This is a genomic window from Cohnella sp. AR92, assembly GCF_003990975.1.
In the GTDB taxonomy this organism is placed as follows: Bacteria; Bacillota; Bacilli; order Paenibacillales; family Paenibacillaceae; genus Cohnella.
The window spans coordinates 317,243-333,559 of record NZ_RZJR01000004.1; the positions used below are offsets into that span (position 1 = coordinate 317,243).

At 59.9% G+C, this 16,317-nt stretch carries 10 protein-coding genes; 3 read left to right on the forward strand and 7 right to left on the reverse strand.

Annotation, left to right across the window (positions count from 1 at the left end):
* Positions 1-4: 4 nt before the first annotated feature.
* From ELR57_RS08535 to ELR57_RS08555, 5 genes are all read right to left on the reverse strand, one after another.
* The gene (locus tag ELR57_RS08535) at positions 5-3,004 is read right to left on the reverse strand and encodes a glycoside hydrolase family 9 protein (RefSeq protein ID WP_126958660.1); all 3,000 of its coding nucleotides are present in this window, start codon (positions 3,002-3,004) and stop codon (positions 5-7) included.
* A gap of 269 nt (positions 3,005-3,273) precedes the next feature.
* A complete protein-coding gene (locus tag ELR57_RS08540; protein ID WP_126958596.1) occupies positions 3,274-4,395 on the reverse strand; it encodes a C40 family peptidase in 1,122 nt (373 codons plus the stop codon).
* A gap of 211 nt (positions 4,396-4,606) precedes the next feature.
* Positions 4,607-5,401, reverse strand: coding sequence for a DUF4362 domain-containing protein (locus ELR57_RS08545; protein WP_126958597.1), 795 nt, complete (start codon positions 5,399-5,401; stop codon positions 4,607-4,609).
* Positions 5,402-5,557: 156 nt separating this feature from the next.
* Positions 5,558-7,177, reverse strand: a complete 1,620-nt coding sequence (locus tag ELR57_RS08550; protein ID WP_126958598.1) for an ABC-F family ATP-binding cassette domain-containing protein — start codon at positions 7,175-7,177, stop codon at positions 5,558-5,560.
* Positions 7,178-7,197: 20 nt separating this feature from the next.
* On the reverse strand, positions 7,198-8,160 hold the full coding sequence (locus ELR57_RS08555; protein WP_126958599.1) for an MBL fold metallo-hydrolase: 963 nt from the start codon (positions 8,158-8,160) through the stop codon (positions 7,198-7,200).
* A 180-nt stretch (positions 8,161-8,340) separates the two neighbouring features.
* On the opposite strand from ELR57_RS08555, the gene ELR57_RS08560 reads away from it, so the two are divergent.
* The 3 genes from ELR57_RS08560 to ELR57_RS27825 all read left to right on the forward strand — a co-directional run bounded on the left by ELR57_RS08560 (position 8,341) and on the right by ELR57_RS27825 (position 12,192).
* On the forward strand, positions 8,341-9,495 hold the full coding sequence (locus ELR57_RS08560; protein ID WP_126958600.1) for a conserved virulence factor C family protein: 1,155 nt from the start codon (positions 8,341-8,343) through the stop codon (positions 9,493-9,495).
* A 160-nt stretch (positions 9,496-9,655) separates the two neighbouring features.
* A complete protein-coding gene (locus ELR57_RS08565; protein ID WP_126958601.1) occupies positions 9,656-10,795 on the forward strand; it encodes a glycerate kinase in 1,140 nt (379 codons plus the stop codon).
* A 431-nt stretch (positions 10,796-11,226) separates the two neighbouring features.
* Positions 11,227-12,192: a hypothetical protein gene (locus tag ELR57_RS27825; protein WP_158629968.1), complete on the forward strand. Its 966-nt coding sequence runs from the start codon at positions 11,227-11,229 to the stop codon at positions 12,190-12,192.
* A 60-nt stretch (positions 12,193-12,252) separates the two neighbouring features.
* Here the strand turns inward: ELR57_RS27825 and ELR57_RS08570 are convergent, their stop codons facing one another.
* Both ELR57_RS08570 and ELR57_RS08575 read right to left on the reverse strand, forming a co-directional pair.
* Positions 12,253-12,945, reverse strand: coding sequence for a TVP38/TMEM64 family protein (locus ELR57_RS08570; protein WP_126958602.1), 693 nt, complete (start codon positions 12,943-12,945; stop codon positions 12,253-12,255).
* Positions 12,946-12,960: 15 nt separating this feature from the next.
* Positions 12,961-16,065, reverse strand: a complete 3,105-nt coding sequence (locus ELR57_RS08575) for an MMPL family transporter (protein ID WP_126958603.1) — start codon at positions 16,063-16,065, stop codon at positions 12,961-12,963.
* Positions 16,066-16,317 lie beyond the last annotated feature (252 nt).

The following is a 16,317-nucleotide window of genomic DNA, read 5'->3' on the forward strand; positions in this document are numbered from 1 at the left end:
GAGATTAAGAGGGCTCGCTGCCCCATACGAGCGTGCCGTTCTGATAAAGCGTCACCTTGCTCCAGTCCGCGAACGAGCTCTTCGTCGCGTCGTAAGAGTAGTCGTCCGCCTCGTTGAAGTTCGCCCAATCGCTCTTGGCGATGCGGATCTGGATCTCACCGGATTGGCCGCCGGCCGCAATCGAGCCGGCTCCCGAGCCGAACGAGAGCTCCAGGTAAGTATCGGCTCCCGTCTTCGCCGGGCTGATCGATACGAAGGATCCGTTGACGTTGGAGCTGCCGACAACCGCGTAATCGACGTAAGAATTGACCGAAGCGGAGCTATCCTTCGTGAAGTAATAGCGAAGCTTCAGTCCGCTCAGGCTGACCGCGCTTGCTCCCGTGTTCTTGATGTTGAATTGGGCGTAGATCTGATTGTCGGTCGCATTGGCGTTCACCGTGCGGTACTGCGCGACCAGCGTCCCGGTCGACGGAACCGTCGGAATCGCGCTCGCTTGAGCCGAATTCGCGCTCTCTCCCGCCGCGTTCACCGCGCTGACGACATAGTAGTAGGTCGTTCCGTTCGTCAGGCCCGTATCCGCGTAGCTGGTCGCGGCCACTCCCGTCGCGACCGTCGTATACGCGCCGCCGCTCGTCGTCGACCGCTTCACGTTGTAGCTCGCCGCTCCGCTCGACGCGCTCCAGCTCAACGTCGCTAGCGCGTTGCCTGCCGTCGCCGTCAGGCTTGCCGGGGCCGCCGGAACGACCGGAGCCGCCGGGGTCACGCTCGCCTGAGCCGAGTTGGCGCTCTCGCCGACGCCGTTCACCGCGCTGACGACATAATAGTAAGTCGTTCCGTTCGTCAGGCCCGTGTTCGTATAGCTCGTTCCGGTCACTCCCGTCGCGACCGTCGTATAGGCTCCTCCGCTCGTTGTCGACCGCTTTACGTTGTAGCTCGCCGCTCCGGCAGACGCGCTCCAATTCAGCGTCGCTTGGGCTTTGCCTGCCGTCGCCGTCAGACTTGCCGGAGCTGCGGGCGCAACGGGCGTCACCGGTCCCGGCTCGTTCCCGAATACCTTCACTCCGTTGTCATACACCGGAATGTAGGCGGTCTTGACGGCTGCGGTACCCGTCAGCCCGGTTGCCGAGTAATCGTTCGCCGGGTTCCAGAACGTCGTCGCCTGCGGCGCGGACAGCCGGAATTGAATCTCCTTCTTGTACGCCGATTGACCGCCCGGATAGATCTTCGTGCCCGTGAAGTCTACGACGACGTAATAGAGATGGTTGGCCGCGTCGAAAGGCTTCAGCGCCGAGACGGTCGCGCCTTGGTTATAGTTCGTCGAGATCGCGATGTCGTTCGCCGTGTAGCCGGCGTTGTACACTTCCGTCAGATCCACGTAATAGCGGAAGCTCAGCTTATCCCCCATCCGGGCCGGCCAGCCCGAGCGGTTGTTCAGCAGCGCCTTGATCTCGGTGTAGTTCGGTCCCGTGCTGTTGAAGGACGCTTCCACGAACATCTCGTCCTCGCGAGTCTCCGGCGCGGGGAACGAGGCGAGAGGCTGCTGCCCGGCTCCGTACAGCAGGTTCATCTTGGCGAGCACGCCCGTGAAGCCGGCGTTGTAGTCGGTCGCCACTTCGTTGCTGACATAGTCGCTGATCGAATCCGTGTACTCGTCGCTGCTGTTCGGCCCGCCTACCAAGGCGCCGTAAAGGATATGCCGATGGTTCGTCGGCACGGATTGGCTGTCCGCCCAAGAGCCGTGCGAAGTGCGATGGTGAGGATGCTGCGGCGAATTCGTGCCGAATCCGATGACATAACTGCTGTTGCGCGGGTTGTCCCCGAGCGCGTACAGCGCTTGGCCGACGGCAAAGTTCTTGTACTTCTGCTTCTTCGCCGTATCCGTCACCCAATCCGAATAGACGAACGCGAGGAAGGAAGCATTCATCGAGTAGCGCAGAGACCCCCAGGTATCAAGCCACGCAAGACCGCCGGGCGTGTACGTGACCCGCTCGTTCGTGTCCGACGTGCCGGACGTCCAGAAGTCCAGATTCCTCTCCGTGGACATAATAAAGCTGGCGTCGTTCGTGATTCGGGCAAGCAGGAGCTGGGCGCCGTAATGCTTGTCGTCCCAGGACTGCGTCCACTTGTAGCCCCATTTCGTCGTCTGCCCTTCCTTGCCCCATTGGGCCGAAGCGGCGATCGCCTTGTTCAGGTATGCCGTGTCGTTCGTCGCCAGATACAGCCACACCGCGCCCCAAGACAATTCGTCCCAATAGCCGGAGAAGGAGTTGTAATAGCTGGCGGCGTCGGTGACGCAATCGGTATACTTGCCTCGGTAAGTATCCGCGAAGGAATACAATTGCTTGGCGTGATTAAGCAGGGTAGCGGAATACGTCGGGTCCGTGTCCTTGAACACGATCGATGAGGCGGCCATCGCGGCAGCCGTCTCCCCGGCCACGTCGGAGCCCGGGCAAGAAGCCGTGATTTTGTACGAAGGGCGGCTCATCTGCATGACCTCCGCCGGCCCCCACCAGGCATGGTCCGTCCCCCCGTTGCCCACCTGAACGTACAATTCGTTCGGCGCCGTGTGCGCCTTGATAAAGTAATCGTTGACCCAGCGAAGGTTATCGAGAATCTCCTCGTACTGCCCCGCCTGCTTGTAACCGCTTGCATATTCATAGACGGACCAGGCCAGCATCGTCGCCGACGACGCCATCGGCAGTCCGAACTTGACATGGTCTCCCGCGTCGTACCAGCCTCCGGTCAGATCGACGCCGTTGTCCGCGCCGTCCGTCATTCCCGAATCCCCTCTCCACTCCACGCGATTGTTCGCCGGCAGGTCTCCGGAGCGCTGCGCTTCATAGAAGTAGATCGACTTCTGCAAGGCTTCCGCATAGTTGTAAGAGCCGGTGGACGCGTGAGCCGTCCGCGTTCCGGAGAACGCGCTTCCGAACAGGGAAGAGAACCCCGCAGATACGATTGCCGCATAGAGAACCGCCCTGCTCCACGCTTTTCTTGAACCCATCATTAAACATCCCTCCTGTCTTCGAATGAGTTGCCATGAGATCTACGCAACCCCCTCCCTTCTGCCAAAAGATGGAATGCAACATTATTATAAATCTTCAAATCTCGGGAAATTGTGCGGATTGTAACCTCTTATGAACGGTAATGTAACCACTTGGAAAACGATTTCCGAAGTCGCATCGCGTCGCCGGGCGACAAAAAACCGTCTCCCCTGAGGAAAGGGAAGACGGCTTGCGGGAACCTGTAAGTGCCAGCCGAGTCTCGGAAATCTTAGAGGGCGCTGCCTCCGTACAGGAAGCGATATTCCCAATGACGGCCTGCGATCGTATCGATTCGGACCCCTCCGGATTCCTTGGAGTAAGTCTGAAGGATTTTGCCGTCGCCGAGATAGATGCCGACATGGCCGATCTTCGTCTTGAACGGCGATTTGTTCGCGTACAGGGAGGCGCTTGTCCCCTTGTAGTCCATAAAGAACATCAGATCGCCGCGCTTCAGCTGCTTCCAGTCGGTCGTCACCGCGGAATGCTCGCGAACGTATGCGCCCTGCGAAGCGGAATCCGACGGAAGCGTAATGCCCAGAGCGTCCTTGAACGCCTGGCGCACGAAGTCGGAGCAATCGAACGTGGCAGTCGTATTGCGATCCGAGCCGTACTCATACGGCGTGCCGAGGTAAGCCATGCCGGCCGCGATGACCGCCTCCGCCTTGGCGGAGAGATCGGTAGAGGAGCTGGAGCCCGAGGAGCTCGATCCCGTCGATGAGCCGTTGCCCGTCGTGGAGCCGTTTCCGGTCGTCGAGCCATTTCCCGTCGTGGTGCCGTTGCCCGTCGCGGTGCCGTTGCCCGTCGCGGTGCCGGAGCCTGTCGAACTGGAAGAGCCGCCGCCCGCGACCGATCCCGTCAGCTTAATGTAAGACGAAGATGCGCTGACGTAGCCGGACACTCCCTTCGAGTCGGTTACCGCGTACCAGTAGCTGTTCACCTGCGAAGTCACGGTTACCTGCTCGCTTTTCTGCAAATATCGAATTTGGTCTGCCGACGCGGAAGGAGCCTTGCGGAAGTTGACGCTGGCTACGATCACGGCGTTCGCTGCGCTGTCCGCCGTCTCCGTCGGGGCGGTAATCAGCTTCAGGTAAGCCGACTGGGAAGAGACGTAACCGACCTGGCCGGAAGTGTCGCGCACCTTATACCAGTAGCTGTTCGTCTTCTCCAGCACCGCGACCTTCTCGCCTGTTTTCAAATAACGCATAACCTCGGATAAAGTGCTGGGGGCGGTACGGAAGCTGACCGAGGAGACGATCTGGGCCGAGCCCTCCTTGACGGCAGCGCTCGCTGCCGCCGGAATGGCCGTTGCCAGCATCGACGCCGCCACGGCGATCATCAAGCTTCTTCTCATGTTCTCGTCCTCCTGTAATCTCGTGAAGATGGGGCTATACCGTCTTGCCCACCTTCATTATAGGGAGACAAGCCCAGCTTTCCATGAGACGGAGTTCTTAGCACGTCCTGCATCTCTGGGCAATAAGAGCCACTTCTCAACTAGTTAAAAAGGACAAGAAGCGTTATGTGGCGGGGGTTCGGTTTCATCGTTTCCATAATTTGCATATCGCTTAAATCCGGATGGAGAACGTATCGTTCGTCTCATCCTTATTGGCCCCGCATGCCTTGAGACGGTATTCCTTCCCCTCATCCGTTGACGTTGCGCTCACTTCACCGCAGTAATCGATGAGCTTCCGCGGACTTCCGAACGCATCGTGAGTCGTATCGAGTTGATATCGGATGGCGTTGCCGTCGTAGGTCAAATCGTAGAAAATCGGATCTCCTTCGATCGTAAATTGAATCACTTGGACATCATCCGGCTTCTTCGCTTCCACGTTAGCTACGAATTGCGTCCATTTGTCCGCGTTCTTCGTCCCGCTAAGTCCAATCACTACATCGCCATTCTTTGCAGCCGCATCCGAAGTGTATTCGATCCCGTGAATAAGCCCGTAAAGCTTCGTCGTCGCTTCCTTCGTCAGGTTGTACCCGGTCCCCGTATTGTTAGCGTACATGAACATGCCATATGTATTCTCCGAGGCCGTCTGATCGATCCACAAGTGAATCGCGTTAGGAACGCCTGCTCGCTCGATCACGACATCGTAATCCGCGAACGCAACGTCCAGCAACCCCGGAATCGGTTCCGCTGTCGCAATTGCCTCCTCGAATGCCGTTATGGTTTGCGAATCGTTGAATGTCCCGTATACCTTCTTGTTAATCGATCCGAAATCGGCGAATCGGCTTACCGTCACTTTCGGCTCGGCATTCGTTGCCGGATAGGCGTCCTCCCGCACGGACTCCTTCGCGTCGCGGCCGCAAGCCGCTAGCAGCATCATTATGACCACGAAGATCAAACTCGTATGTTTCATGATGGCAATCCCTCCCTTTTGATACTAGACGACGGATTTTTCAGGAAAGTTTCAGTGATAGGGAAGGAGAATAGCAGACAAAAAGAGCCCCAGCCCTTCGCTTGAAGAGGGGCTGGGGTTCCAAATGCGAAATCCTGTTTAGCCTTCGAAGAAGAATTAAGCCGGAAGCATGCGAGCGCGAAGCTCCTTGATCTCCGGGTTCTCGAGGTACTCGTCGTAGGTCGTCATCCGGTCGATGACGCCGTTCGGGGTGATCTCGATGATGCGGTTCGCGATCGTCTGCAGGAACTGATGGTCATGCGACGTGAAGATCATCGTCTCTTCCGTGTCGACCAAGCCGTTGTTCAGCGCCGTGATCGATTCGAGGTCCAAGTGGTTGGTCGGCTCGTCGAGCAGCAGCATGTTCGCGCCGGTCAGCATCATCTTGGACAGCATGCAGCGAACCTTCTCGCCCCCGGACAGGACGGACGCTTTCTTCAGCGCTTCGTCGCCGGAGAACAGCATGCGGCCGAGGAAGCCGCGGATGAACGATTCGTCCGGATCCTTCGAATATTGGCGCAGCCAATCGACGATGGAGAGGTCGACGCCGTCGAAGTAGGCGCTGTTGTCCTTAGGGAAGTAAGCCGTGGTAATCGTTACGCCCCATGTAACCGAGCCGGAGTCCGGAACGATCTCGCCCGCGAGAACCTGGAACAGGGTCGTCTTCGCGATGCCGTTCGGGCCGACGAGGGCGATCTTGTCTCCCTTGTTCACGACGAAGGAGACGCCGTCCAGAATCTTCTCGCCGTCGATCGTGACCGAGACGTTGTCGACGGTTACGATCTGCTTGCCCGCTTCGCGCTCCGGCTTGAAGTTGATGAACGGATACTTGCGGTTCGACGGCTTGATGTCGTCCAGCGAGATCTTGTCGAGCATCTTGCGGCGGCTCGTCGCTTGCTTCGCCTTGGACTTGTTCGCGGAGAAGCGCTGGATGAACTCCTGCAGCTCCTTCATCTTGTCTTCCTTCTTCTTGTTCTGGTCGCGCATCAGCTTCAGGGCGAGCTGGCTCGACTCGTACCAGAAGTCGTAGTTGCCCACGTACATCTGAATCTTGCCGAAGTCGATATCCGCGATATGAGTACATACTTGGTTCAGGAAGTGGCGATCGTGGGAGACCACGATGACGGTGCCTTGATAGCCCGCAAGGAAATTCTCCAGCCATTCGATCGACTCAAGGTCCAAGTGGTTGGTAGGTTCGTCAAGCAGCAGGATGTTCGGGTTGCCGAACAGCGCTTGCGCCAGCAGGACGCGAACCTTCTCGTTGCCGCCCAGCTCGGCCATTTTCTTGTCGTGAAGCTCCGTCGTGATGCCCAAGCCGTTGAGCATTTCCGCCGCGTCGCTCTCCGCTTCCCAGCCGTTCATCTCGGCGAAATCCGCTTCCAGCTCGCCTGCGCGCATGCCGTCTTCGTCGGAGAAATCGGCCTTCGCGTAGATGGCGTCCTTCTCTTTCATGACCTTATACAGGCGTTCGTAGCCCATGATGACGGTCTCGAGAACTTGGAACTCGTCGTACTCGTAGTGGTTCTGCTTCAGGACCGCGAGGCGTTCCCCCGGGGTGATGTGAACCTCGCCGGAGGAAGGCTCGACTTCGCCGGAGAGAATCTTCAGGAACGTCGACTTGCCCGCTCCGTTCGCTCCGATCAAGCCATAGCAGTTGCCCGGCGTGAACTTGATGTTGACGTCCTCGAACAGAGGACGCTTGCCATATCTAAGACTGATATTACTCGTACTAATCATGTAATTCGATCCATCCTTTGCTATTGATTATCGCTTGCCTGCCGGCTATAAAATCTCATGGACTCGCCATGCTGAAGCACGAACATCTGATCCTGCGGGAGCGCCAGCCGCTGCCGCTCGGATTCCAGCCGGTCCAACGCCTCCTGAGGCGTGTCGTCCGCCAGCTTGAAGGAGCCGTAATGCATCGGCACGAAGTATTTGGCTCGAACGTCGAGGAACGCCTTCAGCGCTTCCTCCGGGCTCATATGCTCCTCGGACATGAACCATTCCGGATCGTAAGCTCCGATCGGAAGCAGGGCCACGTCGATATCGAAGCGGCGGCCGATCTCCTCGAACCCGCGGAAGTAGCCGCTGTCGCCGCCGAAGTAAATCGTCGGGCTATGGGCGGACTCGATCACCCAGCCTCCCCAGTGGGAATGATTCGTGTCCCATAGGTTGCGGCGAGCCCAGTGCTGGGCAGGAACGAAGGTGAACTTGACGCCGTGGAAAGAGACCTCTTCCCACCAGTTCAGTTCGTCGACCTGTCGGAAGCCCTTGCGCAGCATCTTCTTGCTCAATCCCGCCGGAACGTACAGCCGCTTGGCTCCGCTAAGCCGGCGCAAGGAAGAAACGTGAAGATGGTCATAGTGGGAATGAGAGACGAGAACGACGTCGATGGGCGGCATGTCCTCAAGCGCGATACCCGGAGGCGAGAGCCTCTTCTGCATAGCCATGCGTCTGGCCCAGACCGGGTCGGTCACGATATTAAGGCCGGACATCTGAATCAGAAAGGTAGAATGGCCGATCCAGGTAATGGACGGCTCGGTTCTATTCTGCTGCAGAAACGGCAGATCGGGATAAACGTTCGGAATGCAAGTCGAATAGTCTTTGGCATGTTGTCGAACCTGACGGACCATTCGTTCTTGTCCCCAGCGCATGATGCGGTGTCTGCCCGCTCGCACGGCCCCGTCGGAATCGAGGTTGCCGAAGCGATTTTTGCCCATGTAATCCCTCCGAAGATCTATTCATTCCTACTATATCAGGAAAGGAGCGAATGTACCAACGTAACAAGGGTATTCGACGGCAAGAAAATTGTTATTGTTATTAGAAAATTTGGTAGTGGAACGCGAATTGAGTTACTGTATAGAGGTGAAGATTAATTTTCGTTCGCAGGAGGGGTAACCATGAGATTGTTGTCCATCGAGCCGACGCCAAGCCCGAATTCCATGAAGCTTAACATAGACGAGAAGCTGCCGATGTCCGAACGGCATACGTACACGCTGGAACGCCGCGACCAAGTGCCGCCGTTCTTCCTCCGCTTGCTGCAGATCGACGGGGTCAAAAGCGTGTTCCGCGCCTCGGACTTCATTGCCGTGGATCGCCGGGCGAACAAGGACTGGGCCGTCATCCTCGGCGCCGTCCGCGAGCTGTTCGGAGCCGGCGGCGCCGACGCGGCGGCCGCTACCGCAGTGGAGGCGACCGGCTTCGGCGAAGCGTTCGTGCTCGTTCAGATGTACCGCGGCATCCCGATGCAGATCCGGGTGCGGTACGGCGGTCAGGAAGCGCGGGCGGCGCTGCCTGACAAGTTCGCGCAAGCGGTCGGCGAGGCTGCCGGATCGACGATGATCCGCGAGCGCAAGCTCGAGGAGTTCGGCGTTCGCTACGGCGAGCCGCAAGAGATCTTGGAAGAGGTGAAGCGCGAGCTGGACGCCGCGTATACCGACGAACGCCTGCGCAGCCTGATCGCGCAGGCGCAAGCCGCTTCGGCGGCGGGCGGCGCGGCGGAGGTCGCGCCGCCCGAGCCGCCGGCTCCGCTCTCGCGCGAGGAGCTCGCCGAGCGGCTGCGCGCGCCCGAGTGGCAAGACCGCTATGCGGCTCTTGCCCGCATGAAGCCCGACGCCGAGCAGCTTCCGCTGCTGGCGCAGGCCGTGCGCGACGCGCACATGTCGGTGCGCAGGCTCGCCGTGGTCTATCTCGGCGACCTGCGCACCCCGGAAGCGCTGCCGTACCTGTTCGGCACGCTAAAGGATTCGTCGGCGGCCGTTCGGCGGACCGCCGGCGACACCTTGTCCGATATCGGCGATCCCGCCGCGATCGGACCGATGGTTGCGGCGCTGTCGGACGCGAACAAGCTCGTCCGCTGGCGCGCCGCGCGCTTTCTCTACGAGGCCGGCGACGAGACGGCCTTGGAGGCTCTTAAGCGCGTAGCCGCCTCCGAGCCGGAATTCGAAGTTCGGCTTCAGGCCGAGATGGCCGTCGCGCGCATCGAGAACGGCGAGGAAGCCGCCGGATCCGTCTGGCAGCAGATGACGAGGATGCGCGAGCAGGAGCAGGAGTAAGCAGGTGTAAGTTAAGCTAGTGAAGAAGGCCGCGGAGAAGACGAGCGTCCGGCAGCCCCATGGACTGCCGGCGTTCTCCGACGGTCGGACGCAACGGGGTCATGCGTTTGATTAGAACAGTACTCATTCGCCTTGCCGATCCCATTAGGAGGCCGCGCTCATGCCGCGTTTTGTCGTCGTACCCGATTCATTCAAAGGAAGCCTGACATCCCTGCAAGCCGGCCATATTATTTCCGATTCGATCCGCAAGCATTTTCCGGACGCCGAGATCGACGTCATCCCCGTCGCCGACGGCGGAGAAGGAACCGTCGAAGCGCTCGTGACGGCCGCATCCGGCAAGCTCATCGACACGAAAGCCGCCGGTCCTCTCGGGGATGAGACCGATACTCAATTCGGTATCATCGGCGGAGACACGGCCGTATTCGAGCTGGCGAACGTCGCCGGACTTCCCATGGTTCCGAAGGAGAAGCGCAATCCGTACGATACCACGACGCGCGGCTTGGGCGAGCTGATAAAGCAAGCGCTGGACAAAGGCCTTAGGCGTCTTGTCGTCGGACTTGGCGGAAGCGCTACCAATGATGGCGGCATGGGCATGCTAAGCGAACTGGGCGTTCGGTTCCGCGATGCCGACGGCGATCTTCTTCCGGGCTATGGCAGGGATGTGGGACAAGCCGTCTCCGTAGACTTCGGCGGTCTCGATCCTCGTCTGGCCGAGTGCGAGCTGATCGCAGCCTGCGACGTCAAGAATCCTCTATGCGGTCCGGAAGGCGCTTCCGTCATCTTCGGGCCTCAGAAGGGAGCTACCCCGGAGCAAGCGGCAGAGCTGGACCGCGCACTTCTCGGGTATGCCGGTCTCGTCGAACGCGAGCTTGGGCGGCCTGCGCTGCATGAGGTTCCGGGAGCCGGAGCCGCCGGCGGCTTAGGCTTCGCTCTGCTGTCCCTCGGCTTTACTCTGGCCCCGGGAGCCGAGCTTATCGACCGAATGGCCGGCCTCGAGAGCAGGATAGCCGGCTCCGATTGGGTCATCACGGGAGAAGGCCGTACCGACGGGCAATCCGCCTACGGCAAGCTGCCCTATTATGCGGCCACGCTTGCCAAGAAACACGGAGCCAAGGCCATCCTGATCTCCGGAAGCCTGGGCGCGGATTACTTGGAGCTTAGAGAGCTGTTCGCCGGCTGCTTCGCCCTTATAACCGAGCCGTCCGATCTGCAGACGTGCATGGACCGCGCGGTTCCGGCGCTGGCCGCTTGCAGCGACAACGTGATGGGCTTCCTTCGGATCGCCCGGTCGCCATGGTAACCGTCCCAAAGGCATTTGCCATTGTCCCGGCCAACTTGTAATCAAACCGTAATCAGGCTTTCATGTACCCTTCATCTTCCGGCGTTATAGTAGATACATGACCCCCCTTTTCATTTATATATCTCCATTGGGCTTGCGGACCGTTTCCGCGAGCCCCCTTTTTTTGTCCGGATTCGCGGCTGGAGGGTTAATCCATCGTTTGTAATCAAATCGTAATAAGGCTTTCATGGTCCTTTCACATTCACGGGTTATGATACATACATGACCCCCCTTTTCATTAATATATCTCTTGAACGGGCTTGCGGACCGATCCGCAAGCCCCCTTTTTTTACCTTCCGAGGCTTCTCCCGACTCCGCACCTGCGGATGGGCAAACGCATATTGTGCAATAAAGGTGTGTTATGCCTACACAACGAAGAAGGGGGAGCCGAGATGCCGAAATCTCGCTCATTGACCGAGCGTTCGCTTCTGAGACGCTTAGGTATCGCCTCGAGCGCTAAGCCGTCTTCCCAAGGGCAGAAGAATGGATCTGCCAAGAGACGGCCCAGGGCCGCTAAGGTACGTCTTCATCTGAGCGGAAGCCCGGAGGAGCGGAAGCCTCCGGTTCGCCAGATTCCGTGGTGGGTTATTCCGGAGAACCAACGGATTCAGGCTCCGGGAGCCAAGCTGGGGGGAATGCTTGGCGGGCTGCTGAAGCCGGGCGGCGGCAAAGCAGGACCCGGACCTGAACCCGGCCCAGAGCCGGGACATGAACATAAACCGGAGCACGGGCCGGGACCCGGTCCGGATCCTAAACCTGGAACGCCTGGGCACGGGCCCGGGCCGGATCCTAAACCCGTAACGCCTGGGCATGGGCCCGGTCATGGACCCGGTCACGGACCTGGTCCTGGTGCCGGACCGACGCCTCCGCCGCCCAGACCGCCCGGACCTCCAGGGCCGCCTCCACCGCCGAGGCCGCCAGGACCTCCGGGACCTCCGCCGCCGCCAAGACCGCCGGGACCTCCCGGTCCTTTTCCGCCACCGCCAAGACCGCCGAGACCTCCGGTTCCGATCCCGCTTCCGATTCCCGTTCCGATCCCCGGCTTTCTGCCCGCGGCGACGCCGGTACAGACACCGGCTTATGTCATCGTTCAGGTCAACGGCGGCTTCGCTTACCCCGGAACGACAACGTCGACGTATGCCTTCTACTACCCCGGCCTAACGATCCGCCAAGCGCTCCAGTCGACCGGGCTTGTCACCATCGGCCCGAACGGCTTTATCGCCTCGGTGTCCGGGATTCCCGTCACGGGAGGCGTCGGCTTGCAGCTCCGCTATAACGGCCGGGTCATTCCGCAGACGCTGCTCGACCTGCCGGTCGATCCGTACGGCACGATCGGGATCGAGCTGTATACCCTTTAATAGCATAACAAAGGAGCCGATCTTCCGATTTCTCGGAGGACGGCTCCTTCGTTCTTGCTCTCATCTCGCTGCCTTCGCCCGCTTTCGGGCCGCCGGGGCGGCGGTTTCCCCTTCCACCTGCTTCTCCACGCGGGAACGGAAGAGCAGAGGAACGACCATCGCGACGGCGAACACGATCGCGGCGAGCGCGATTTCTCTCCAGCTTCCGTGCGTCAGGCTGGCGCCGAGGAAGGCGTAAGCGAACGTTCCCGGCAGCGCGCCGATGAACGTGGCGAGCGTATACGCGCGAAGGGGCACCCTCGCCAGTCCGGCCGAGTAGCTGACCAGATCGAACGGAACGAAAGGCGCCAGCCGAAGCAGCAGCACGATCGGGAAGCCTCGACGCTTCATCGCGTTCTCCAGCTTCTGCAGCCGCGGGTCGTCCTCCAGCCCACGCAGCAGGCCTCCGCCCATTCGTCGGGCAAGCAGATAGGACAGAATCGCGCCGGGGAGCTCGCCCACGATCGTGTAAACGACTCCCCAACCGGTGCCGAATGCCAGCCCGCCCGCTAGATTCAGGACGGACGCGGGGAACAGCGTGAAGGGACGAACGACGAACAACCCGATGTAGATGACCGGCGCGATCCACCCGAAGGAGAGCATCCAGTTCCTCAGCGATTCCGGCGTTATTTTCAGATAATGAAGATCGAACCAGAGCAGCGCGCCGACGACGACCGCCGCTCCGAGCAGCTTATACAGTCTAGAACGCCGCAATGGGGACGCTCCTCCTCACGCCGGCTCGGACGCCGGCTCGGATTTATGGGTGATCGCCACCACCGCCGGTATGAACAGCGGCAGGAAAATGAACGCGAGCAGCATCAAGGCGATGATGACCACCGTCGCCATCTGCACCAGCGTCAGCACGCCCGACGGGTACATCGCCGCGAACGTGCCGGAGAGGATGATGACCGCCGAGAGAATAATGCCCCCGGTATGCTTCATCGCCTCCAGAATCGCTCGCCGAGGACTCCGATCCCCATACTCCAGATATCTCATGATCAGGAAAATGCTGTAGTCGACGCCAAGGGCTACGATCATGATAAAGGAGAAAAACGGAATCGTCCAGGCAAGCTCGGCGTGCTCGGTGAACGCCGAGAAGATCCACTCCGTGGAAGTAAGCGCCGTGTAATAAGCCAGCACCAGCGAAGCGATCACCGCGACCGGCAGCCAGAACGCCCTGGAGATGAGGAGCAGCACGAGCAGAATGCCGGTCAGCATGATCGCGGCGGTGCGGGTAAAGTCGCCGCTTGAGACATCCTTCAGATCCAGGTTCTGCGATGCCACGCCTCCGATCCCGTATTCCTCGCCGGACAAGCCGCTCTCCTTGGCCAACTGCTCATACGCGACATGAATCCGGTCGACCGTGTCCATCGCAGCGGTCGAATAGGGGTCGTCCTTGAGCACGATCGACCATTTCGCCGTATGCCGGTCGTCCGACATGTACATGTTCAGCGATTGCGCGAATTCCGCTCCCGTCCGCACTTCCTCCGGTATAAAGAAGGTCTCCGCCTCGCCTGTGCCGGACATCTCGTCCAGATAATCCGTCGTGCTCGCCAGCCCGTCGGAGACCTTCCGCAGACCGGCCGCACTGTCCTTCAGCCCCTTCTCCAGAGAAGGCAGATTGGCGGAGAGCGTATCGAGGCCTTCGTTCAGCTTCGCCTGGCCCTGTTCGATAGCGGCCAGCCCTTCGGACAGGGCCGGCATCCGGCCGGTCACCGCCTTCTGGCCCGAGCTTGCCTGGCTCAGTCCGTCATGGAGCGAGCTCGCCCCGCTCTCCAGCTTCTTCGCGCCGAGCTCGAGCTGATCCTGGCCCGACTGGATCTGCTTCAGCCCTTGCTGGATTTGGGCCAGCTTGCCGTTCGCCGTGCTGAACTGGCCGTTCAGCGTCCCGATGCCCTCGCTCAGCTTGGCGAGCTGCGACGACAGCGTCGCCGCCGAGCTCTTGAGAGCCGCGAAATCGGCGTTGTCCGCCAGCCCGGATTCGGACTGTTCCAGCTTGGCAATCGAGCCGTTCATAGCCTCCGCCGCTTGAACCAGCGATTGGACCGACTTCTGAACGCCTCCGTATTGGCCGTACAAGGTGCTGTAGCCGCCGGAGATCGCCTGAAGGCCGGTCGCCAGCGTTCCGGTCGAGTCTCCGAGCTTCGAGAGGCCGGAGCGCAGGTCCGTCAGCCCCTTCTTCAGCTCTCCGGCCCCCGCCGTCCCCTGATCGATTCCCGCGGCGATCTTGTTCAGGGCAACGACGGACTGGTCGATTCCCGTCTGCACCTTCTTCGTGCCGGCGACCAGCTCATCCGCCTTGCCAAGCTCATCCAGCGGGATGGACCCGACCTGACTCGCGGCCTTCGAGAGGCCGTCCTGGATCGTTCCGATTCCGTCGTTCGCTTGCCGAATGCCTTCGCTCAGCTTCTGCGATTGGTTGGCCGTGTAGAGCTCCGGGATTTTCTCCCCCTTCGGCCTCGTCGCGCTGTACACTTTGTCCACGCCTTCCACCTTGGAGAGCCGTTCCGTCACCTTGTCGATAAAGGCGAGATTCCCGGCGGTATCCATCTCCTCGTCCGTCTTCAGGACAAGCGTCGCCGGCATCGCCTGGCCCGCGGAATAATGGTCGTAAATGACATGGATCCCTTTGACGGACGGATATGAATCGTTGACCTCGTCCAGCGAGTTATAGCTGAGCTGCCCAGAATAGAACAACGAGATCGGAACCGCGACGACCAGCGTGATGAGGATGCCCCAGATCGGCCGTTTGACCGCGAAGCCGGTGATCGCCGAGAGGACCCGATTCTCGGAGTGCCCTTCCATGGCCTTCGACGGCCAGAAAATCCGCCTGCCAAGCAGTCCCATAAGAACGGGAAGAAGCGTAAACAGGGAGATCAGCAGCACGCCGACCCCGATGCCGACCGCGGACGCGGACTTGAACAAGCCGAACTCCGCCAGCCCGAGCGCGCAGAACCCGATAAGCACCGCCGCCCCGCTGTAGAGCACCGTTTTCCCCGCCGTCCTGTACGTATGAACGATCGCTTCTACCTTGGATTCCCGATGGGCCATCTCTTCCTTAAACCGCATGAACAGCAGGATGTTGTAATCCGTGCCGATGCCGAAGAGCACCAGCACGAGGAAGATCTGGGTGAACCCGGAGAACGGAAAATCAAGCTTGTCGACGAGCTGAGTGACGATTCCAAGGGAGACGAGGAACGATAGCGCGACCGTGAGAAGCGAGATCAGAGGCGTCACCGGCGAGCGGAAAATAAGAATCAGCACGACGACGATGAAGATGACCGCCACGATCTCCGTTTTCTTGACGCCTTCCTGCGTCGTCTTGGTGAAGTCCTCGTTGATCAGCGCCGGTCCGGTCAGGTAATGAGCGACGGGAATGCTCTCCAGCGCATCGGACAAGCTGTTGCGAGCCTCTTCCTTGGTCCGGTCCTCCAGGCTCAGGGAACCGATCGCCATGACCGTCGTGCCGTCCGAGGAGAGCAATTGCTCCTTCGCCTCCGGGAAGTTCACGTGCGTCTGCAGGGACACGAGCCCGATCCGGTCCTTCTCGCTCTCCAGCTTCGCTAGCCCCTGCTCGATGTCGGCCATCTGCCGGTCCGTCAATTTATCTTTGGAATTGAACACGAGGATGACGGACATTCTTTTGTCTTCCTCCGTCTCCCCCATCGCCTTGAGCAATCGGCTGGCCTGGGTGGACGAATGGCCCTCCGGCACGCCGATCTGTCCTTTATCGCGCACAAGCTGGCCGATATTCGGCATGATGGAGAGAAGCACGATCGCGGCGACGATCCAGGCCGTGACGATCGGCCACTTCCATTTGAGCATGAATGTCATGATACCGACTCCTTTGCTTCGCTGCTCGCTTCTAAGCAATATTATCCAATGATGCCTCTCTCTATATTCCCCCGGCAATCGTTGCCATCTATTATATCGCGAGAAAATAAAATAACGATGAAAAGGGAGATTGGCGAGGCGGAAGATACGGAATATGTGGAAAGAGGCGGAAGTTCGGGCTGTGCTCCGGCAGTGGGTATCGGGCGCTTTGCGAATCAAGCTTCCGGCGAGGCGCTAGTCGATTTTTTCGAC